The organism is Streptomyces sp. NRRL F-5122 (assembly GCF_001507435.1).
GTDB classification, from domain to species: Bacteria; Actinomycetota; Actinomycetes; order Streptomycetales; family Streptomycetaceae; genus Streptomyces; species Streptomyces lannensis.
In genome coordinates, this window is sequence record NZ_LMWH01000105.1 from 69330 (window position 1) to 90474 (window position 21145).

14 protein-coding genes and 1 other RNA gene are annotated in these 21145 nt (G+C 70.4%); 8 read left to right on the forward strand and 7 right to left on the reverse strand.

The genetic code is table 11. The annotated features are described in order from the left end of the window. The first annotated feature begins 122 nt into the window (after window positions 1-122). Window positions 123-520: a transfer-messenger RNA gene (gene ssrA / locus ADL25_RS12710) on the forward strand. A gap of 177 nt (window positions 521-697) precedes the next feature. On the opposite strand, the gene ADL25_RS12715 is transcribed toward ssrA, so the two are convergent. From ADL25_RS12715 to ADL25_RS12745, 7 genes are all read right to left on the reverse strand, one after another. Continuing rightward, window positions 698-3601 (reverse strand): glycoside hydrolase family 3 protein, encoded by a 2904-nt coding sequence (locus tag ADL25_RS12715; protein ID WP_059127800.1) that lies wholly within the window; start codon window positions 3599-3601, stop codon window positions 698-700. 40 nt (window positions 3602-3641) lie between these two features. Then, window positions 3642-4652: a LacI family DNA-binding transcriptional regulator gene (locus ADL25_RS12720; protein WP_059127801.1), complete on the reverse strand. Its 1011-nt coding sequence runs from the start codon at window positions 4650-4652 to the stop codon at window positions 3642-3644. 2 nt (window positions 4653-4654) lie between these two features. Continuing rightward, window positions 4655-6907 carry an alpha-xylosidase gene (yicI, locus tag ADL25_RS12725; RefSeq protein ID WP_059127802.1) on the reverse strand — a complete coding sequence of 751 codons (2253 nt, stop codon included), beginning with the start codon at window positions 6905-6907 and terminating at the stop codon, window positions 4655-4657. 11 nt (window positions 6908-6918) lie between these two features. Continuing rightward, complete coding sequence (locus tag ADL25_RS12730) at window positions 6919-7743, reverse strand: carbohydrate ABC transporter permease (RefSeq protein ID WP_059127803.1); 825 nt, start codon at window positions 7741-7743, stop codon at window positions 6919-6921. After that, window positions 7740-8702 carry a carbohydrate ABC transporter permease gene (locus tag ADL25_RS12735; RefSeq protein WP_059127804.1) on the reverse strand — a complete coding sequence of 321 codons (963 nt, stop codon included), beginning with the start codon at window positions 8700-8702 and terminating at the stop codon, window positions 7740-7742. Before ADL25_RS12735 ends, ADL25_RS12730 begins: the two co-directional genes overlap by 4 nt. After that, window positions 8699-9994: an ABC transporter substrate-binding protein gene (locus ADL25_RS12740; protein WP_059127805.1), complete on the reverse strand. Its 1296-nt coding sequence runs from the start codon at window positions 9992-9994 to the stop codon at window positions 8699-8701. Before ADL25_RS12740 ends, ADL25_RS12735 begins: the two co-directional genes overlap by 4 nt. Before the next feature lie 318 nt (window positions 9995-10312). After that, complete coding sequence (locus ADL25_RS12745) at window positions 10313-11557, reverse strand: MFS transporter (protein WP_059127806.1); 1245 nt, start codon at window positions 11555-11557, stop codon at window positions 10313-10315. 84 nt (window positions 11558-11641) lie between these two features. Between ADL25_RS12745 and ADL25_RS12750 the strand changes: the two genes are divergently transcribed. From ADL25_RS12750 to ADL25_RS12780, 7 genes are all read left to right on the forward strand, one after another. Then, window positions 11642-12616 (forward strand): LysR family transcriptional regulator, encoded by a 975-nt coding sequence (locus tag ADL25_RS12750; RefSeq protein ID WP_059127807.1) that lies wholly within the window; start codon window positions 11642-11644, stop codon window positions 12614-12616. 241 nt (window positions 12617-12857) lie between these two features. Further along, on the forward strand, window positions 12858-14240 hold the full coding sequence (locus ADL25_RS12755) for an MFS transporter (RefSeq protein WP_059127808.1): 1383 nt from the start codon (window positions 12858-12860) through the stop codon (window positions 14238-14240). A gap of 128 nt (window positions 14241-14368) precedes the next feature. Continuing rightward, the gene (locus tag ADL25_RS12760) at window positions 14369-15520 is read left to right on the forward strand and encodes a uroporphyrinogen-III synthase (protein WP_059127809.1); all 1152 of its coding nucleotides are present in this window, start codon (window positions 14369-14371) and stop codon (window positions 15518-15520) included. A 231-nt stretch (window positions 15521-15751) separates the two neighbouring features. Further along, complete coding sequence (locus ADL25_RS12765) at window positions 15752-16336, forward strand: CGNR zinc finger domain-containing protein (RefSeq protein ID WP_059127810.1); 585 nt, start codon at window positions 15752-15754, stop codon at window positions 16334-16336. Window positions 16337-17001: 665 nt separating this feature from the next. Continuing rightward, a complete protein-coding gene (locus ADL25_RS12770; RefSeq protein ID WP_059127811.1) occupies window positions 17002-17538 on the forward strand; it encodes a sigma-70 family RNA polymerase sigma factor in 537 nt (178 codons plus the stop codon). Then, window positions 17535-18356, forward strand: coding sequence for an anti-sigma factor family protein (locus tag ADL25_RS12775; RefSeq protein WP_059127812.1), 822 nt, complete (start codon window positions 17535-17537; stop codon window positions 18354-18356). Before ADL25_RS12770 ends, ADL25_RS12775 begins: the two co-directional genes overlap by 4 nt. Before the next feature lie 149 nt (window positions 18357-18505). Continuing rightward, window positions 18506-20815 carry a HelD family protein gene (locus ADL25_RS12780; protein WP_059127813.1) on the forward strand — a complete coding sequence of 770 codons (2310 nt, stop codon included), beginning with the start codon at window positions 18506-18508 and terminating at the stop codon, window positions 20813-20815. Window positions 20816-21145: the final 330 nt, after the last annotated feature.

Consider the following 21145-nt stretch of genomic DNA (forward strand, 5'->3'; position numbering starts at 1 on the left):
GCGCGGTTGAACCTGTAGTCACGGCGGGGTGGCCGCCGGGAATACGCTGGCATCGGGGTGCGTCGATCACGTACGATGGCGGCTGCACCGCACAACCGGTGCGAGGATTGAAAAATCAACATGGGGATGATCGGTTTCGACAGCGGTTGTCGAAGCAGGGGAAGCGTGTCGAGGAAGCGGCCATGATCTCGTAAACCACAGGCCGAAAAAAATAATCGCCAATACCAAGCGCGATTCCTCCCAGCAGGCCTTCGCCCTCGCTGCCTGATAAGGCAGCAGAGCGAGCCTCCTAAACAGGGAGTGTCAGCCCGGGGCTGTTCCCGACCCGGATCCTGGCATCAGCTAGGGGACTAAACCTTGATCCCGGTCACGGGGTGAAGAGGGAAACCAAACAGTGACTGAGCCCGTCGGAGACTTGTCCGCGTGATCTCCGGGGCTGAGAAAAACGAAGCGGACTGCACACGGAGAAGCCCTGGTTCCGCACCGTTGGACGCGGGTTCGATTCCCGCCATCTCCACTTACCCCATGTGGGCAAGGCCTCGCTGTTCCCGGACAGCGGGGCCTTTGTCGTCGCAGCAGCCTGTGGAACGAGCCTGTGGAGCGGGGTGCGCCTCCCCGCTCCACGGACGGCGTTGATGACCGGCCGTGCGAGGCCGGACCCGACCCCACACTCCCGGCCGGGTCCGGTACGTGGACCTCAGCGCAGGCTGAACGTCGACAGGCGAAGATCTCCGTGCAGGACGAGGTACACGTCCCGGCGCCCCTTCGCCGCGGTCGTCAGCGGCGCCTTCACCGTCTCGTAGGCGTAGGGCGACGACGTGCCCTCGAAGTGCGCCGTGCCGGCGAGTGTGCCGGTGGGGGAGCCGAGACGGACCTCCACCGTGCCCGCCGCACCGGCGACGCGCGCGGCGAACCCGTCCGTGCCCGGCCCCAGGAGCGTGTCCGCGAACTTCAGCCACGACCCCTCCGCCGTCGCCCGCACCGCCGTTCCGCGCGCCTTCGACTCGTCCGCCAGGCTGATCCCCCGGTAGTCGTCGAAGTTCTCCGCCCGGGTCGTCCGGGAGAGGTCACGGGGCGGGATCGTCTCCCCCCGCACCTTCAGCGACGTCCGTGCGCGGATGTCCGCCGACGACGCGCCCACCATCACGTCGTACGCCGCCGTCTCGACGACCCACTTCGAGCGTGTGACGTCCCAGTGCGCGAGGTCCGGGGTGCGCAGTGCCAGCCGGACCGTCTTCGTCTCGCCCGGCTTCAGCGACACCCTCGAGTACGCCTTGAGCTGCTTCAGCGGCTGCTGGTCGCGGGAGGTGCGCTGGTGGAGGTAGAGCTGCACCACCTCGTCGCCGGTCCGCCGGCCCGTGTTCGTCACCGCCACCTCGTAGCCGTCGGGGACCCGCTTCAGCTCGCCGTAGCGGAAGGACGTGTACGACAGCCCGTACCCGAAGGGGTACAGCGGCTTCCCCTCGAAGTACTGGTACGTGCGGTCGGACTTGATGATGTCGTAGTCCAGGATCGACGGCAGATCGGACTCCGAGCGGTACCAGGTCTGGGTGAGCCTGCCCGCCGGGTTTGCGTCGCCGTACAGCACATCGGCGAGGGCGTGGCCCGTCTCCTGACCCGCGTGGGACGTCCACAGCAGGGCCGGCACCTCCTTCTGCAGGGCGCCCAGAGTGGTGGGATAGCTGTTCTCGACGATCACGACCGTCCGGGGGTTGGCCGCGCGCACCGCCCTGACCAGGGCCTCCTGCGACGGAGCAAGAGCCATGTCGGTCCGGTCGTGGGCCTCGCGCCCGTTGATCGCGGGCATCGAGCCGACCACGACGACCGCCGTGTCCTTGCCCTTCACCGCCGCCACCGCCTCGGCGGTGCCGTCGCGCACGACGTCCTTGGCGTAGTGCGCGGCCTTGTCCTTGCCGACCAGGCCGAGGGTGCCGTCGGCGCCGGCCGGGCCGAGGTAGACCGGGCTCGTCCACCAGGACTCGCCGGTCTCGTAGCCCGCGTAGCGCAGCAGGTACGTGCCGTCGCTCTGCCGCTCGAGCGCGAACTGCTGCTGCACGAACCATCCGTTCGGCTGTGCCTGGTCGTTGACGAAGCCCGACCCGTTGTAGCCCACGTACTTGCCGTTCGCGGCCGAGCGCAGGGTCACGATCCCCGAGCCCCAGTCGAACACGTCGAACTGTGTGCCGGCCCCGGAGTCCGCCGTCTCCTTCAGGGCCGCGCCGGCGTCACCGTTCCCCGCCGTCACGTACCGGCCGGTCGCGGTGTCCTTCAGCGCGATCCGGTCCACCCCCTCGCTGCCGGCCACCGGAGCGCCGAGCTCGGCCGCGACGCCGTCCTTCGGAGTCACGGCGTACGGCAGGGTGCCGGAATACCAGTCGGTGTAGAGGGTGTCGGAGAGCGGGCCGACCACCGCGGCGCTCCCGGACTTCCGCAGCGGCAGCGTCCCGTCGTTTCTCAGCAGCACGGTCGCCTCGGTCGCCGCTCTGCGCGCCAGCGTCCGGTGGGCCGTGCTGTTGATGACGGACGCGTCGATGTCACCGTACGGGCCGCCGCCCGGGTCGAACTCGCCGAGACGGACCCGGATGTTCAGGATGTGCCCGACGGCCTCGTCTACGTCCTTCTCCTTCAACAGGCCTGTGGACAGTGCCGACTTGATCGCTGCCGTGGTCGGTCCCGAGTCCGTGTCGTTGTCCGTGAAGCTGTCGATGCCCGCCTTCAGCGCGGCCGCGTCCGCCTCGGCCTGGGTGCCGTAGTACTTCTGGCTGCCGGTCAGGTTCCCCGGCGCGAAGGCGTCCGTCACGTTCAGCAGATCCCGTGTGGTCCAGCTGCGCACGGTGTCGTCGAGGGCCGGGTTCACCGTGTTCGGCCGGCCGTTGACGAGGTTGTACGAGGACATCACCCCGGTCGCCGCGTCCGCCTCGATCGCGGGCTTGAAGGCCTGCTCGTCGTACTCCTTCAGCACTCGCGGGCGCAGTTCGGAGGACGTGGTGTCCCGCCGCACCTCGTTGTTGTCGGCGAGGAAGTGCTTGAGCGTGGGCGCCGTCTTGAGGTGGTCCGGGTCGCCGCCGGTCAGGCCGGCGCCGTATGCGGTGGAGAGGGACCCGGTGAGGTAGGGGTCCTCGGAGTAGCCCTCCTCGTTGCGGCCCCAGCGGGGGTCGCGCAACAGGTTCACCACCGGCGCCCACAGGTTGAGGCCCCAGCCGGCCGGGCGCTCCTGCTGGAAGCCGCGCGCCTCGTCGCCGACCGCCGAGCCGACCTGACGGATCAGCGCCGGATCCCAGGTGGAGGCCAGCCCGATCGCCTGTGGGAACACGGTCGTCCTGCCGAGCCACGCCACGCCGTGCAGGGCTTCGGTGCCGGTGCGGAACGCCTGGATGCCGAGCCGTGGGACGGCCGGCTCGTACTGGTGGAGCAGGGAGATCTTCTCGTCCGGGGTGAGGCGGGAGAGCAGGTCCTCGACGCGCCGGTCGACGGGCAGGCGCGGGTCGCGGAAGGGATAGGCAGGGCCGTCGGCGTGCGTGGGTGCGGTGGCGCCGAGCCCCGCGATCAGGGCGAGCGTCACGACGAGGGTGGTTCTGCGTCTTCCTTCGGTGCCTTTCATCTCAGGGCTCCTTCGAGTAGGGCCGTGCAGGTGAGGGGTCTCAGGACGCGTTGCGTGGTGCGGTGCTGGCGCGGTCCGTCAGGCGCGGCGGCAGGAGCGTCGCCTCGGAGACGGCCGCGCCGTCCAGCTTCTTCGTCAGCAGTTCCACGGCCCGTGCGCCCAGCTCGGCGGACGGCAGGGCGACCGAGGTGACCGGGACGCGCAGGGACTCGGCCAGCTCGTCGGGACAGATCGCGATGATCGACAGATCGCCTGGGACACGCAGTCCCAGCTGTTCGAAGGCCTCGATCAGCGGCTCCAGGACCGCCTCGTTGTGGACGACGACCCCGGTCAGCGCGGGCTGTTCGCTCAGCAGCCGTTCGGCGACCCGGCGGGCGGCACCCGGCGCCGCCTCGCACGGACGGACACAGGACGACATCCCGTTGCGGTCGGCGGATGCCGTGAACCCCTGCACCACCCGCTGGGCGAACGCGGTCTCCCGCACATAGACCTCGGGCGGTGAGCCGACCAGCGCCACGACCTGGTGGCCGAGCCGGGCGAGCCGCTCCACGCACAGCTCGCCCGCCGCCCTGAAGTCGAGGTCGATGCAGGTGAGACCGTCGGGCTCCTGCGGGAACCCGATCATCACCGAGGGCCGGTCGAGTGACCGCAGCAACGGCAGCCGGGGGTCGCGCAGCTGGACGTCCATGACGATCAGGGCGTCCACCAGCGCCGTGTCCGCGACGCGCCGGAGCCCCTCCTCGCCCTCCTCCTGGGTGAGCAGCAGCACGTCGTGGTCGTGGCCGCGTGCGGTGGTCACCACCGACACCGCGAACTGCATCACCACCGGGACATGGATGCCGGCCCGCAGGGGGACGACCAGCGCGAGAACGTTCGACCTGCTGCTGGCCAGCGCCCGCGCGCCGGCGTGCGGGCGGTAGCCCAATTCGCGGATGGACGACTCGATGCGCTGCCGGGTCATCTGCGAGATGGGGCGCTTGCCGCTCAGCGCGTACGAGACGGTGCTGGGCGACACACCCGCGTGCCGCGCCACATCCGTGATCTTCACCATGGTCAGCCCAGTTCCAGGGAGAGGAACCCGGTGCCCGCGGCCGCCCGTACGACACGGTCCCCGCAGGCCAGCGCCCAGGGGGCCGCAGGATCACTGCTGGAGGCCCGCAGTGTGTCCCCCTCCCGGACGACGGTGAAGGTCACGTCCCCGACCGGCACCGTCACCCGTGCCCCGCGCCCGAGGCCGTAGGCATGCAGGGTGACCCCGTCCGCGTAGGGGTAGTCGGGCCGGTCGTCCACCGCGCCCATCGGGATCACCGCACCGGGCCTCACCAGCAGCGGCATGCTGGAGAAACCGTGCCGCTCGCGGACCCAGCGCGGCCCGGTGACCGTCCGCCCGTCGAGCAGATGGGTCCACTCGCCCTCGGGCACGTAGTACGAGACGTCCCCCTCGTCGCTGAAGACCGGCGCGACCAGCAGGTCGGAACCGAGCATGTACTGCCGCTCCAGATGTGCGCACCCGGGGTCGTCCGGGAACTCCAGCACCATCGACCGCATCATCGGCACGCCGTCGGTGTGGGCGGTGCGCGCGGTCTCGTACAGATACGGCATCAGGCGCAGCTTCAGCCGGGTGAACAGGCGCAGGACGTCGACGGCCTCCTCGTCGAAGAGCCAGGGCACCCGGTAGGACGAGGAGCCGTGCAGCCGGCTGTGCGAGGACATCAGCCCGAAGGCGAGCCACCGTTTGAACAGCGCCGCGCTGGGCGTGCCCTCGAAGCCGCCGATGTCATGGCTCCAGAACCCGAAGCCGGACATGCCGAGACTGAGCCCGCCGCGCAGCGACTCGGCCATCGACTCGTACGTGGCCTCGCAGTCGCCACCCCAGTGGACGGGGAAGTGCTGGCTGCCCGCCGTGGCCGAGCGCGCGAAGACGACGGCCTCGCCCTCTCCGCGGTGCTTGCGCAGCACGTCGAAGACGGTGCGGTTGTACAGGTACGTGTAGTAGTTGTGCATCCGCTCGGGGTCCGAGCCGTCCGCGTACGCCACGTCCACCGGGATGCGCTCGCCGAAGTCGGTCTTGAAGCAGTCCACGCCCTGCGCCAGCAGCGCCTCCAGTTTGGCGGCGTACCAGTCGCGCGCGGCCGGGCTGGTGAAGTCGACGAGTGCCATGCCCGGCTGCCACAGGTCCCACTGCCACACACTGCCGTCCGGGCGGCGCAGCAGATGGCCGAGGGCCTTGCCCTCGGCGAAGAGCGGCGAGCGCTGGGCGATGTACGGGTTGATCCAGACGCAGATGTGCAGGCCCTTGTCCTTGAGCCGGGACAGCATGCCTTCGGGGTCCGGGAACACGCGCGGATCCCACCGGAAGTCGCACCAGTTGAACTCGCGCATCCAGAAGCAGTCGAAGTGGAAGACGGACAGGGGAAGTTCGCGCTCCTTCATGCCGTCGATGAAGGAGGTGACGGTGCCCTCGTCGTAGGAGGTGGTGAAGGACGTGGACAGCCACAGGCCGAAGGACCAGGCGGGCGGCAGGGCGGGGCGGCCGGTGAGGGCCGTGTACTTGCGCAGGATCTCCTTCGGGGTCGGGCCGTAGACGACGTAGTACGTCAGCTGCTGACCCTCCACGCTGAACTGGACCCGGGACACCGCCTCCGAGCCGACCTCGAAGGACACCTTGCCCGGGTGGTCGACGAAGACCCCGTAGCCCGCGTCTGTCAGATAGAACGGGACGTTCTTGTAGGCCTGTTCGGTCGCCGTGCCGCCGTCGGCGTTCCACATGTCGACGACCTGGCCGTTCTTCCGCAGCGGCCCGAAGCGTTCGCCGAGGCCGTACACTGAGGCCCCGACGCCGAGGTTCAGCTGTTCGCGCAGATAGTGGGCGCCGCCGGGGTCCCGCATGATGCCCATGCCCTTGGGTCCGCTGGTGGTCAGGGTGCGTCCGTGGGCCAGGAAGTCGATCCGCCAGCGGCCGGTGCGGGCGACCCGTACCGACAGGGCGCCCGAGGTGAGGGTGGCGTGGTCCTCGTCGTACTCCGTGTGCGGTGCGAAGCCGTCCTCCGCCCGCACCTCGAAACGGGGGCCCCGGGGCTGCTCGCCCTCGAAGTGGGTGAAGGTGACGCCGATGACGTCCGGCATCGGCGCGTGCGCGCTGATCGTCACGACCGGTCCCTTCAACAGGTCGCCGCGGTGGCGGATGGGCTGCGTCGGCGCGTGGATCTCCAGTGCCCCCGGGGAGGCGGTCACATCGAGGACCTCCACCGGGTGGGCCGCGGTGACGCCTTCGCGCAGCAGCCAGTAGCCGTCGGTGAACTTCAAGCGCGTACCCCCTACTTGACGGCACCCACGGCGATGCCGCGGGTGAGAGTCCGCTGGAAGACGAGGAAGAAGACGAGTGCGGGCAGGACGCCCAGCAGGGCCGCCGCATTGGTCATCGTGGCGTCCATCAGCCGCTGGCCCTGGAGCACGCCGAGCGCCACCGACACCGTCTGGTTGTCGTTGGAGATCAGCATGACCAGCGGGAGCAGGAACTCGTTCCACGTCCAGATGAAGAAGAAGACGAGCAGCACGCCGATGGTGGGGCGGCTGACCGGGACCACGATGCGCCACAGCACCTGCCACCGGTTCGCCCCGTCGATCCGGGCCGCCTCGATGATCTCGCGCGGGAACTGCCCGAGGACGGAGGAGAGCAGATAGGTGCCGAAGGCGGACTGGATCACCGTGAAGACGATGATCACGCTCAGCCGTGTGTCATAGAGGCCGACCTGCTTGCTGAGGTAGTACAGCGGATAGACCAGCGCCTCCTGCGGCAGCACGTTGGCCAGCACGAAGAAGGCCAGCACCCAGGTGCGGCCCTTGATGCGGCCGATGCCGATCGCGTAGGCGTTGAGGATCGACAGAACCGCGGCGAGAACCGCGACACAGCCGCTGATCAGTACCGAGTTGAGGAGCTTCTGGCTGTAGTCCACGCGCTGCCAGAAGTCCTTGAGACCGTCGACGTAGAAGCCCCCCGGCAGGCTCAGCGGGCCGTGCTGGGAGTATTCGGCGGGCGACTTGAAGGCGTTGACCGCGACGATGAGGAACGGCAGCACCATGAACAGGGCCGCCAGGCAGAGGGCGACGAGCACGGGGTAGCGGCGTAGGGCGGTGGTCATGCGCGGACCCCTTCCTCGGCGTCCTCGGCGCGGGTCTGAAGCCTCAGGCCCACCAGGGAGAGCAGCAGGATGATCACGGTCAGCACGGTGGAGATCGCGGCGCCGTAACCGACCTGGGTCTTCTCGAAGAACGTGGTGAAGGAGAAGTACGACGGGACGTCGGTCGCGCCGCCCGGGCCGCCCTTGGTCAGCACATAGACCGCCCCGAAGACCTTGAGCGCGGCGATCGTGCACCAGGTCAGCACCACCGAGATCTCGGGCCTGATCTGCGGCAGCGTGATGTGCCAGAAGCGGCGCCACCAGCCCGCGCCGTCCAGTTCGGCTGCCTCGTACAGTTGCGGGTCGACGCGCTGGAGACCCGCCATGAAGACGACGAGCGGGAAGCCGATCTGCACCCACACCATCACCCCCATGACGCTGTAGAGGGCGATGTCCGGATCACCGAGCCAGTCCTGCTGCCAGGAGCCGAGCCCGATCGCCTTCAGCAGCGCGTTCAGGGCGCCGTTGTCGGGTGCGAGGATCCAGCTCCAGACGATGCCGGCGACCGCGATGGGCAGCACCTGCGGGAGGTAGAAGCAGGCGCGGAGCACGGCGGCGGTCTTCGTGCCGAAATGCTTGCCGATGTAGTCGAACAGCGCCGCGGCCAGGACGAGTCCGACCACCGTCGGTACGACGGCCATGGCGACGACCATGAACAGGCTGTGCCGGAAGGACGCCCAGAACTCGCCGTCGTCCATCAGCTCGCGGTAGTTGGCGAGCCCGGACCACTTCGGCGAGCCGACGCCGCTCCACTCGGTGAAGCTCACACCCGTGTTCATCAGGAACGGGACGACGACCACGACGAGAAAGGTGAGCACGCCGGGGAGCAGGAAGAGGGCGTACGAGGTGCGCGGGCGGCGCGGGCCGGTGTGCGGCTGTCTGCCGACGGCCCGCGCGCCCCGTTCGACGGTGACCGTCATTGCTGCGGCACGCCCTTGTCGTACGCCTGCTGCACATGGTCGAGGAAGTCGTCCGGCTTCTCGCTGCCCGTGATCAGCTTCTGGGTCTCGGAGACGAGGACGTCGTAGAAGCCGGGGACGGGCCAGTCGGGGTAGAAGGCCAGGCCGTCACGGTCGGACAGGGTGTTGAAGTTCGAGATGAGGGTCCCCGCCTGCGGGTCCGTGATGGCGGACGCGTCTGCGGCGACGGGCACGCCGCCCTTGTTGCCCAGCAGGTTCTGGATCTTCTTGGACATGGTGATGTCGATGAAGTCGTAGGCGAGGTCCTTGTTCTTCGCGCCCTTGGGGACGACCCACAGGTTGCCGCCGGAGCCGAGGGTCAGGTTCGAGCCGGGCCACAGCATGGTGCCCCAGTCGAACTTGTTCTCCGCCTTGAAGCGGCCGTACCACCAGCTGCCGCTGAACAGGATGGGGTTCTTGCCCTGGATGAAGGCGACGCCGGCGTCCTCGGCCTTGGCGCCGCTGGACGTCTTGCCGATGTAGCCCTTCTTCACCCAGTCGGCGAAGGTGGTGGCGCCGTACGTCCAGGCGGCGTCGTGGAAGTCGGGCTTGCCCTTGTAGAGCTCGTAGGAGTCGACCCAGGAGCGGTCGGCCTTGGACAGGGCCAGCTGGTAGAGGTACTGCTGGGCCGGGTACTCGGCGCCGGCGTTGGCGAGCGGGGTGACGCCCTTGGCGACGAAGGTGTCCATGGCGGCGGTGAGGTCGTCGAACGTCTTCGGCTCGGCGATGCCGTACTTCTTGAAGAGGTCCTTGTTGTAGAAGACCATGGTGTATTCGGCGTAATTGGGTATTCCGTACCACTTCCCGGACCCCATGACGCCGTTCGCGTCGTACTGACTGGTGGTCTTGACGCCCGCGCTGAGCATCTTGTCCCAGCCGTGCTCGGTGACCACAGGGGTCAGATCGGTGAGGAGCCCCTGCTTGGAGAGCAGGCCCGCCGTCGCGTTGCCCTTGTTGTACTCCATGAGATCGGGCGCGTCGGAGGAGTTGAGGACCATGGGCGCCGTCTTCTGGATCTGTTCGAAGCCCTTCTCCTCGAACTTCACCTTCACGCCCGGGTGTTTCGCCTCGAACTCCTTGATGGCCTCGTTCCAGGCGATGCCCATCGCACTGTTCGGGGCCTCGTAGTGCCACAGTTTCAGCGTCTTGCCGTCGGAGGATCCGCTGTCCGAGCCGCCGCAGGAGGCCAGGAGCAGGGATCCGGTCAGGACCGCCGCCGCCGTCGCCACCACACGCCTTCGTGCCGTCAACATCCAGTGCCTCCAGGGGAGTCGGATGGGGGTCTGGGGTGCCACGCAACCGTCGTCGAATCGTTTCGATGCGTGACGTCGAAGCGCTTCGACGGGGGAAGGTATGTGGGGGCTCCGGTCGCGTCAATGGGCGGCGCACGAATCAGCGGAGATTCGCCGCGCCGCCGAGCGCCGTCGCGGAGTGCCGGCGGGAGTCCACGGGACGGTGAACACCCGGCCCGCACACCGTCGCGATCAGCGGAGCGGGCCGCCGGGGGGTGTCGGTACGGCGAGGCCGGTGGTCGGTCGTCCAGGTGGGGCGCGGCCCGGCGCGGGGTTTCGTCAGGGGCGCCGGGCGGCCGCCGCGCGCCGCTTGTTGCGGGTGGCGGCGGTGTGGCCGGTCGCGATCAGCAGAGCGAGGGCCGCCGCGGTCGTCGGTACCGCGAAGCCGGTGGCCGGGGACAGATGCTCCGCCGCCCAGCCGCCGATGGCGGAACCACCGGCGACGCCGCCCAGCAGGCCGGTGACCGCGAGGGTCATGCCCTCGTTCAACCGGCCCTCGGGGGTGCGCTGCTGGACCAGGGTCATCGTCGTGACCATGGTGGGGGCGGTGGCCATGCCCGCCAGCAGGAGGGCCGGTGCCAGCGCGGTCAGCGAGCCGGTGGTACGGGCCGCGAGCAGGGGCAGGCTCATCAGGCCCGTCATGGCGGCCAGGCACCAGGGGTGGCGGAGCTCGGCGGGTCCGGTCGGCTTCAGCGCACCGTACAGCAGGCCGGCGGCGCACGACCCCGCGGCCTGGAGGGCGAGCACGGCACCCGCGGCCGACCTGTGCCCCTGCGCGTCCGCGAACGCGATGGTGACGACCTCCATCGAACCGAAGACCGCGCCGGTGGCGAGAAGACCGAGCAGGAGCGGGGGCATGCCGGGGGCGCGGAGCGGTGGAGCCGCTCCGGTGCCCCGGCTCGGCGGCGGTTCCGTCGCCCGCTGCGCGGTGAAGAGCAGCATGCCCGCCATCAGCAGGATCCCGCCGGCCAGGGTGCCCGCCTCCGGGAACAGCGTGCCGCACAGGAAGGCGGCGAGCACCGGCCCGAGCATGAAACACAGTTCGTCCGCAGCCTGTTCGAAGGAGTTCGCGGTGTGCAGGGCCTCGGGCTCGCTCTTGAAGAGATGGGCCCAGCGAGCTCGGGACATACCGCCGATGTTGGGTGTGGTGGCGGTGGCGGCATAGGCGGCGAAGAGGGTCCAGTCCGGGGCGTCGTAGTGCACGCAGAGGAGCAGGGACAGGCCGCCGAGCAGGGAGAACGCCGTCGCGGGTACGGCGATCCGGGCCTGGCCGTGGCGGTCTACCAGGCGCGCGACCCAGGGCGCGACGACGGCCGTGGCCAGCAGACCGGTGGCGGTGACGGCGCCGGCGAGCGCGTACGAGCCACGCGCCCCCGCGATCATGATCACCGCACTCACACTGAACATGCCCATGGGGAGCCGCGCCACGAGGTTCCCGATCGTGAAGGCAAGCGTGCCGGGCAGGGCGAAGAGACGGCGGTAGGGGTTCCGGGACGGATCTGCTGCGGAGGCGGCCTGCGACATGGATCAACCCTCGCCCAGGCTCTGACCTGGCGTCCAACACCGAATTCCATGGCGATTGACGCACCTGGGTTGTAGGTTTCCCGGATGCCCGCCACCGGCCTCGACACCCGCCTCCTGCGCTCGTTTCTCGCCGTGGCGGAGGAGCTCCACTTCACCCGGGCAGCGAGCCGCCTCTACCTGGCCCAGCAGGCCCTGAGCCGCGACATCCGCCGGCTGGAACGGGAACTGGGCGCCGAGCTGTTCGTCCGCACCACCCGCCAGGTGGCGCTGACACCCGACGGTGCGCGCCTGCTGCCGTACGCGCGCCGGGTCCTGGAGGCGCAGAGTGCCCTGCTCGCCGCGTTCGGGCGGGCCGCGGAGCCCGAGCGGCCCCTGCTGGTGGACGTCAACAGCCCCGGCCTGATCGGCGGCCGGGTCCTGGAACGGGCTCGTGAACTCGTCCCGGACATCGACCTGATGGCGCGCTACGAAAGCGGGCTGACCGGGGCCGCCGCGGAGATACTGGCCGGACGGCTCGATGTGTCCTTCGGGCGGTTCGCGGGACTGGACCCTGCGGTTCGGGCGCGGCTGGACCAGCAGCCGGTGCGCTACGAGCGGATGGCGATCGTCCTGCCCGAGGACCATCGGCTTGCGCCCCTGGCCGAGGTGCCGCTGTCCGAACTGGCCGGTGAGACCGTGTACGCGGGTGCCGGGAACCCGAGGACCCCGGAGTGGACGGACCTCGCGCGGCGCCTCTTCGAGAACCGGGGCATACGGCTGGCGTCCCCCGCTCCGCTCGCCGTGGGCGCGGAGGAATTCCAGCGGATCATGGCGAAGCGGGGAAACCCGATCCTGGCCGTGGTGGACTTCCCGCCCATGCCGCGGATGGTGCTGCGGCCGCTGGTCGACCCGGTTCCCCTGTCACCCGTGTCCCTGGTGTGGCGAAAGGGCGTGGCCCACCCCGGAATCGATGCGCTTCGACGGGCTGCGGTCGAACTGGGTGCGGAGGACCGGTGGTTGCGCCCCGCGGACGGAGCATGGCTTCCGGCCGCGGACGCACATGTGATGGGAGCCGGCTGAGTCCGGGGCCGGCCCGGAGGTCGAATCGCGGCACCGGTCCGGCCTTCGCCGCCGGCAGAGCCCTGCGCCCAGGGCGCTTCGACGACCGGTCGGCGGCCCGCCTCACCGTGTCCCTTCGCACCGCGTGAGAGCAACGTTCCCTTCCGGTCACCCGGGGCCACAGCGCGGAAACGCGTTGTTCCTACCTTCGGGTCTCGTCAGCGCGTACGACGTCAGGGCACCGGAGAACCGTGGAGGCGCCATGTCAGCCCCGAACACAGCTCCCGCACCGCGCGGGGGAGGCCGCTGGATCGACCACTGGGACCCGGAGGACGAGACCTTCTGGAGGCAGACCGGGCAGAGGACCGCCCGGCGCAATCTCGTCCTGTCGGTCCTCTCCGAGCACATCGGCTTCTCGATCTGGACCCTGTGGTCGGTGCTCGTGCTCTTCATGGGACCCGAGTACGGCCTGACTCCCGCCGACAAGTTCCTGCTCACCTCGGTGGTCACGCTCGTCGGGGCCGTCGTCCGCGTGCCCTACACCTTCGCGGTGGCCGCCTTCGGCGGGCGGAACTGGACGGTCGTCTCCGCCGGTCTGCTGCTGATCCCGACCGTCGCCGCGTTTGCCGTCATGGAGCCGGGCACCTCCTTCTCCACCTTCCTGTGGGTCGGGCTGCTCGCCGGAATCGGCGGCGGCAACTTCGCCTCCTCCATGACCAACATCAACGCCTTCTTCCCGCTGCGGAAGAAGGGATGGGCCCTCGGACTCAACGCCGGCGGGGGCAACATCGGCGTGCCCGTCATCCAGCTCGTCGCGCTCGCGGTCATCGGCGCGGGCGGTGGACCACGGGTGCTGCTCGGGATCTACATCCCGCTCGTGGTCGTGGCCGCCGTGCTCGCCGCGCTGTTCATGGACAACATCACGTCCGTCAGGAACGACACCGGCGCCGCCCTCGAGGCCGCGAAGGACGTCCACACCTGGATCATGTCCTTCCTGTACATCGGCACCTTCGGGTCCTTCATCGGCTACAGCTTCGCCTTCGGTCAGGTGCTCCAGAACGAGTTCGGACGGACTCCGCTGCAGGCGGCCTACCTCACCTTCATCGGCCCGCTCCTCGGCTCCCTCGTCCGCCCCGTGGGCGGCCGGCTCGCGGACCGGTACGGCGGTGCGAGGATCACCCTGTGGAACTTCATCGCCATGGCCGCCGCCACCGCGGTGCTGGTCGTGGCCGGTGCGCGGAAGTCGCTGCCGCTGTTCGTCGCCGTCTTCGTGGTGCTGTTCGTGCTCAGCGGGCTCGGCAACGGATCGACGTACAAGATGATCCCCGGCATCTTCCGGACCAAGGCCGCCGCCCGGGGGCTCACCGGGGAGGAGGCCGTCTCGTACGGCCGCCGGCTGTCCGGTGCCGCCATGGGGCTGATCGGGGCGGTGGGCGCGCTCGGCGGCGTGGGCATCAACCTCGCCTTCCGGCAGTCCTTCCTCTCCCATGGATCGGGGACGGGCGCGTTCCTGGCCTTCCTCGCCTTCTACGCCGCGGCGTTCGCGGTGACATGGGCCGTATACCTTCGCCGTCCGGCCGCCGAACCCCGGGCCGACGTCGCTGCCTCGGAGGTGAAGCCGCAGCCCGGCTATGCCGAGGTGTGACGTAACACCGGCGACACGGAGCCGAACCGGGCCCGTCACGCGCCGTTGACAGGCTCGGTCGGCATCCGGGTATCCCGGTACGTCAGGCAGGCAGGCAGTTACGACGACTCGAGTGCGGGACGACAGCCATGGACGACAACCAGCACCGAACCGAACACGGCCCGCTCGCGGGGTTCACCGTGGGGGTGACGGCCGCGCGGCGGGCCGACGAGCTGGGCGCCCTGCTCCAGCGGCGCGGTGCGGCGGTGCTGCACGCCCCCGCCCTGCGCATCGTTCCGCTCGCCGACGACGGCGAGCTGCTCGCCGCCACCGAGGAGCTGATCGACCGGGCGCCGGACGTCGTGGTCGCCACCACCGCGATCGGCTTCCGGGGCTGGGTCGAGGCCGCCGACGGCTGGGGTCTTGGGCGGGATCTGCTCGCCCGGCTGCGCGAGGTGGAACTGCTGGCTCGCGGACCGAAGGTCAAGGGTGCCATCCGGGCCGCCGGACTGACCGAGGAGTGGTCGCCCACCTCGGAGTCGATGGCCGAGGTACTGGACCGGCTGCTGGACGAAGGCGTCGAAGGGCGCCGTGTCGCCGTCCAGTTGCACGGCGAGCCGCTGCCCGGCTTCGTGGAGGCGCTGCGTGAAGGGGGCGCCGAGGTCGTCGGGGTGCCCGTGTACCGGTGGATGCCGCCGCAGGACCCGGCGCCCCTCGACCGGCTGCTCGACGCGACCGTCGCACGGGGGCTCGACGCCCTCACCTTCACCAGTGCGCCCGCCGCCGCGTCCCTGCTCTCCCGGGCCGAGGAGCGCGGGCTGCTGTCCAAGACGCTCGCCGCCCTCCACCACGACGTGGTGACCGCCTGCGTCGGCCCCGTCACCGCGCTTCCGCTCCAGGCACGGGGCCTCGACACGATCCAGCCCGAACGCTTCCGGCTGGGCCCGCTCGTCCAGCTCCTGTGCCAGGAACTGCCCGGCCGGAGCCGTGCGTTGCCCGTCGCGGGCCACCGGGTGGAGATCCGCGGGCATGCCGTGGTGGTGGACGGGGAGCTGCGGCCCGTGCCGCCGGCCGGTATGTCCCTGCTGCGCGCCCTGTGCCGGCGGCCGGGCTGGGTGGTCGCCCGGGCCGAGCTGCTGCGGGCACTGCCGGGCGACGGGCGGGACGAGCACGCCGTGGAGACGGCGATGGCCCGGCTGCGCACGGCCCTGGGGGCGCCCCGGCTGATCCAGACCGTGGTCAAGCGCGGCTACCGGCTCGCGCTCGACCCGGCGGCCGAGTCCAAGTACGCCGACGTGTGAGCCGTCCTGCCGGGCGACCGCCGCGGGGCGCGTGGGCGCGCGTGCGGGGTCCGCGTCGGACGCGGGCGCGAACGGGGCCTTTCCGGGGCGGGTGCGGACGGGCATCGTAGTGGGTACGAACGGGGGTACGACCTCCGGTAGGACTCTCCCGGCAGCGCCCTCGAGCGGACATGTCCGCCCGGTGGACCTCACCGGCCGCCCGCGGCGGCAACCCAAGGCGGTGACAGGCACATGGCAACCGGCGCCACGGCCTCCTACGAGCTGCGGTTCGACTCCGGGCGGATCTGCCTGGACCTGCTGGCGACAACGCATCCCGAGGAACGGCTCGACTCGGTGGAGCGGTTGCGGGCGTGGATCGCCGGTGCCGGGCTCGTCCCGGCGGGCACGCCGCTGGCCGAGGTGGACCCGGACTGGCTGTCGGCCTTCCACGAACTGCGAGCTCACATCAGCCAGTTGGTGCGCGGGGAATTGGAGGGCCGGCCGGCCGACGGGGCGCTGGCGCGGGTGAACACGGTGGCACGGGGAGCACCGCCGGCGCCGTGCGCGATGCGGGCGGCGGACGGCGGGCTGGTGCGCGGGCTGCGCACGGTGCCGCGCTGCGAGGAACTGCTCGCCGTGATGGCCCGCGAGACGATCGAACTGCTGACGGACCCCGCTGCCCGGGCGAGCCTGCGGCAGTGCGAGGGCGACAACTGCCCCATCGTGTACCTGGACACGTCCCGGGGCCGCCGACGCCGCTGGTGCTCGAGCGAGGTGTGCGGCAACCGGGAGCGCGTGGCCCGCCACCGCCGCCGGGCCGCGCTCGCCCGGGCCTGAACCCCGCGGCGCCCGAAGCCTGCCGCGACCGAAGTCCTCCGAGCCCGGACCCGCCCGCGAAGCTTTCCGGGCCGAGCGCCGGGCCGAGTCGAGCCGGGTCGAGCCGGGTCGAGCCGGGCCGGGTCCGCCGTGCCGGGGCCCGTCTGTCGAGCAGCCCCATGCCCGGCCGACGCCCGTACCGCGGAACAGGACCGCGGAGGCGGAGAAAGCGGAACGGTGACGGAAAGGGATCGGACCGTCGCCGAAAGTAGACCTTCTGTCGCAGAAAGAGAGGCTTTTGCGGAACTCGCTGGAAACGGGCGAGTCGTGGCAAAAGGTGGCCGAATCCGAAACGGACCGTGAAGACCTCGACAATTTCTTCATCGAAGTCAAGGGAAATTTTCACAGGATGATCCGGCGTGCCGCGGGAGTGAAGCCCACTGCCGCTGTGACCTGCGTCTCTCGGGCGTAGCGGCCGTATGTCCCCTTGAGGGAGAAATGAGTGCCCAGCGGTGTGGCCTCCCACACCTCGCCCAAGAAAAATCTGGTCTCACTTTGAACACGGCGGTGCCCGCTCCCGTATCCCGATGCGAGCGACCGACTGGGGGAACCCCCGGACATCGGAGGTAGGCGTGCGCAAGGATTCCGCCGTGGCTGATGAACGAAGGCCAAGGGCCCGACATCGCATGACCTCGTCCGCGGCGTCCTCCTCGCCGGAACCCGACGAGGAGCTGATGCGTGCCCTGTATCGGGAACACGCGGGACCCCTGCTCGCCTATGTGCTGCGCCTGGTCGCCGGCGACCGGCAGCGCGCCGAGGACGTCGTGCAGGAGACACTCATCCGTGCCTGGAAGAACGCCGGTCAGCTCAATCGAGCAACCGGTTCGGTACGCCCCTGGCTGGTGACGGTCGCCCGGCGCATCGTCATCGACGGTCACCGCAGCCGGCAGGCCCGGCCGCAGGAGGTCGACCCGTCGCCGCTGGAGGTCATCCCCGCGGAGGACGAGATCGACAAGGCGTTGTGGCTGATGACACTGTCGGACGCGCTGGACGACCTGACCCCGGCCCACCGGGAGGTCCTGGTCGAAACGTACTTCAAAGGGCGTACGGTCAATGAGGCGGCCGAAACGCTCGGCATCCCCAGCGGAACGGTGCGCTCAAGGGTGTTCTACGCCCTGCGGTCCATGAAGCTGGCACTGGAGGAGCGGGGGGTGACGGCATGAGCAATGTGTACGGGGGGTTCGGCACCGGCGGCCCTGGGGCCGTGCGAGGTCCACAAGGCCCCCAGGGACAGGGCGACATCCACGAGACCGTCGGCGCCTACGCCCTCGGGATCCTGGACGACGCCGAGGCCACGGCCTTCGAGGCCCACCTCGCCACCTGCGACTGGTGCGCACAGCAACTGGACGATCTCGCGGGCATGGAGCCGATGCTGGCCGCCCTCGCGGATCTGCCGGGCAGCCAGGGGTCTCCGGCCATCGGCGAGTCCCTGTCGGCCAAGCCCAGCCCCCGGCTGGTCGAGCGGCTGATCGACGACGTGTCCGAACGGCGGGCCCAGAAGCGCCGCCGCGGTTTCTACCTCGTCGCGGCGGCGGCCGCCCTGATCATCGGCGGTCCGCTCACCGTGATGGCGGTGAACGGCGGCAGCGACCACGGCGCCACCGACCCGATGGCCATGGGCCCCGCCCAGCAGGCCTTCCAGGTCATGAGCGACAAGCACGCGGGGACCGACCCGAGCACCAAGGTCAACGCCGTGGTCGCGATGGAGCCCAGGGACTGGGGCACGCACGCGGTGCTCCAGCTGAAGAACGTCACGGGTCCGCTCAAGTGCTCGCTGATCGCCGTCGGCAAGAACGGCGAGCGGGAGACGGTCACCTCGTGGGCCGTCCCGAAGTGGGGCTACGGCATCACGAACGCCAAGACCGAGCAGGCCAAGGAGCCCCTCTACGTCCACGGTGGCGCCGCTTTCACACCCAACGAGATCGACCACTTCGAGGTCATGACCTTCGACGGGAAGAAACTGGTGGAGGTGGACGCGTAGGCGTTCGCACACCTGCCTGAGCAAGCCCGCGGCGTACGAACGAGGGACGCCGCGGGCCGACTCGTGTGGGGGTCCGGAGCAGGCCGTAGCCTCTTCGGGCCCCCTTCGCGTACGGTAGACGGCTGCCCAGCACGTCAGAAGGGGGCCCGGTGGCCGCTCAGGTTCAACAGGAAACCGCGCTCGGCCCGGTCGGCAAGTCCGCGCACGACTCGCTCCGCGACCGGGAGATCAGCGTCGAACAGGAACACCTGGACCGGGTGTACCGACGCTTGGAGGAGAAGATCCACGAGGCGGAGTTCCTGATGCACGACGCCGCCCAGCGCGGGCACGTCGGCACACCAGGAGCCCTGGCCGAGCGGGACGCGCAGGTCTTCCGCGCGGGCGTACACCTGAACAGGCTCAACAACGAGTTCGAGGACTTCCTCTTCGGCCGCATCGACCTGCTGCGGGGCAGGGACGGCAAGAAGGGCCCGGACGGCGCGTACACGGCGGTCGAGCCCGCCGAGGGCGCGGTGCGGCCGGACAACACCGCCGACATCGCCGAGACCCTGCACATCGGCCGTATCGGCGTCCTCGACGAGGAGTACGCGCCGCTGGTCATCGACTGGCGCGCGCCCGCGGCGGCTCCTTTCTACCGCTCCACACCGGTCGACCCCGGGCGGGTGGTCCGCCGCCGGGTCATCCGCTCCAAGGGGCGCCAGGTGCTGGGCGTCGAGGACGACCTGATGCGGCCCGAGCTGACGGCGACCCTCGACGGCCGCGAGCTGCCCGTGATCGGTGACGGCGCCCTGATGGCGGCCCTCGGCCAGGCCCGCACGCACACCATGCGGGACATCGTGGCGTCGATCCAGGCCGAGCAGGACCTGGTGATCCGGGCCCCCGCCTCCTCCGTGACCTACGTCGAGGGCGGTCCCGGCACGGGCAAGACGGCCGTCGCCCTGCACCGGGCCGCCTACCTCCTCTACCAGGACCGGCGCAGATATGCGGGCGGCATCCTGATCGTCTCGCCCACGCCTCTGCTGGTCGCGTACACCGAAGGAGTGCTGCCCTCGCTGGGTGAGGAGGGCCAGGTCGCCATCCGGGCGATCGGCTCGCTCGTCGACGGGGTGCAGGCAACCCTGTACGACTCCCCTTCCGTCGCCCGTGCCAAGGGCTCGCACCGCATGCTCAAGGTGCTGCGGAAGGCCGCCCGCGGCGCCCTGGAGACCAACGAGGCACCCACCCGGCTGCGGGTCGTCGCCTTCGGCCGCCGCCTCGAACTGGAAGCCGAGGAACTGGAGCGCATCCGGCGCACCGCCCTGGGCGGCACCGCCCCGGTGAACCTGCTGCGCCCGCGCGCCCGCAAGCTGCTGCTGGACGCCCTGTGGGCGCGCTCCGGCTCGGCCCATCGGCACACCGACCCCGAACTGGCCGCCGAGCTGCGCTCCTCCTTCGACGAGGACGTCGCCTCGGAGGACTCCTTCCTCGACTTCCTGGCCGCCTGGTGGCCGGAGCTGACCCCGCAGGCCGTGCTGGACACCATGGCCGACGAGAGGCGTCTCGGCCGCTGGGGGCGGCGCATCCTCAGCCCCGGCGAGGTGCGCAGGGTCGCGCGCTCCCTGAAGCGGGAGGGCCTGTCCGTGCACGACGTGGCGATGCTGGACGAGCTCCAGGCCGTCCTCGGCCAGCCGGCCCGCCCGAGGAAGAAGCGCGAGCTGGACCCGCTGGACCAGCTGACCGGGCTGGAGGAGCTGATGCCCGTCCGCGAGGAGACCCAGCGCGAGCGCGCCGAACGGCTCGCGGCGGAGCGGACCGAGTACGCGCACGTGATCGTGGACGAGGCGCAGGACGTCACCCCGATGCAGTGGCGGATGGTCGGGCGGCGCGGCCGGCACGCCACCTGGACGGTGGTCGGCGATCCGGCCCAGTCCTCCTGGTCCGATCCGGACGAGGCGGCCGAGGCCCGTGAGGAGGCCCTGGGCACCCGTCCGCGCCGCCGTTTCACCCTCACGGTGAACTACCGCAACCCGGCGGAGATCGCCGAACTGGCCTCGAAGGTGCTCGCGCTCGCGATGCCGGGCTCCGAGTCCCCCTCCGCCGTGCGGTCCACCGGCGTCGAGCCGCGCTTCGCGGCCGTGCACGGGTCGCTGGGCCGAACGGTCCGCGAGGAGGCCGCCCGGCTGCTGGCCCGCGTCGACGGGACGGTCGGCGTCGTCGTCGCCATGAACCGGCGCGACGAGGCGGCCCGCTGGCTCGAGGGGCTCGGCGACCGAGTGGTGGCGCTCGGCAGCCTGGAGGCCAAGGGGCTGGAGTACGACGCGACCGTCGTCGTCTCGCCCGCGGAGATCGCCGACGAGAGCCCCGCGGGACTGCGGGTGCTCTACGTGGCCCTCACCCGGGCGACGCAACAGCTGACGGTGGTCTCGGGAGAGCGTGACGAACCGGACAGCGCCGGAGTTCCGGACCTGCTGCGGGACTGATCGGGGGAGGCCTGCGCGGGTCGGCGGAAATGAACTTCCGGTGCGGGAATGGCCTTACGGGATCCGTTTGTTAGCCTGGGTGTGACACCGGCTCGATCCAAGCCCCCGGGCCCAACCTTCGTCGCTACGAGCGACCACTTGCCGCGAGGCGAGCATGGCGGGTCGGTGTCATGAACGTCGCAGAGGTCCGCGTCACGGGGTGGCGCGGACCTCTGGCGTCTGTGGTGACACAGCCCCTCCTTGGCCGCCGCGACCGCCCTCTCGTATGGTCAAAGATGCTTTCCGAACGTACGCCGGCTGAACACAAGGTTCGCAATCCAGGGCGGCTAC